The organism is Pseudoalteromonas sp. S554, assembly GCF_005930865.1.
Taxonomy (GTDB): Bacteria; Pseudomonadota; Gammaproteobacteria; order Enterobacterales; family Alteromonadaceae; genus Pseudoalteromonas; species Pseudoalteromonas marina.
This window is the reverse complement of the sequence record NZ_PNDV01000056.1, coordinates 1-664: the sequence shown is the minus strand read 5'-3', so window position 1 is coordinate 664 and position 664 is coordinate 1. Positions and strand designations below refer to the sequence as shown.

At 41.0% G+C, this 664-nt stretch carries 1 protein-coding gene; it reads right to left on the bottom strand.

What is annotated here, in order from left to right; translation table 11 throughout:
* Positions 1-29: 29 nt before the first annotated feature.
* Positions 30-664 (bottom strand): IS3 family transposase (locus CWB65_RS12985; protein ID WP_212750949.1); only part of this gene is annotated, 635 nt, incomplete at its 5' end.

The following is a 664-nucleotide window of genomic DNA, read 5'->3' as shown; positions in this document are numbered from 1 at the left end:
GAAGTGACCCCAATAAGTTGGACTCATTTCTAAGCGGCAACCAAGGCCTGATTTCGATATTGTATCGGACTCAGGCCTTTTAGTTTTAGCTTAATGCGTTCGTTGTTGTAATAATCGATGTATTCTTTGATGTTTTCAATGAGTTCATTTGCGTCCTTGAACGTCTCATTGTGATACATCTCAGTTTTTAATATGCCGAAGAAGTTTTCTGCAACGGCATTGTCTAAGCAGTTTCCTTTTCGAGACATACTTTGAATTAGCCCATGCTTTTTCAGGTGTTGTTGATATCGTTTATTTTGATATTGCCAACCTTGGTCTGAGTGGATGAGTGGTCTCTCATGCTTCAACAGCTTTGCTGTTGCGGCTTTAAGCATGTCAGTCACTAGTGGTAGCGTGACAGATGTCCTTACCTCATAGCTGACCACTTCTTGGTTAAATAGGTCTATTACCGGTGACAGGTATACCTTTTCTCCATTGACTTTAAATTCAGTGACATCGGTCACCCATTTTTGATTGGGCTTCTTTGCCGTAAATTCACGTTTGAGAATATTTTCAGCGATTCTACCGACTTCACCTTTGTAAGAGGTGTAGCGTTTAGGTCTGACTTTTGATTTCAAGCCAAGTTCGCCCATCAAGCGTTGCACGCGCTTATGATTTACGATAA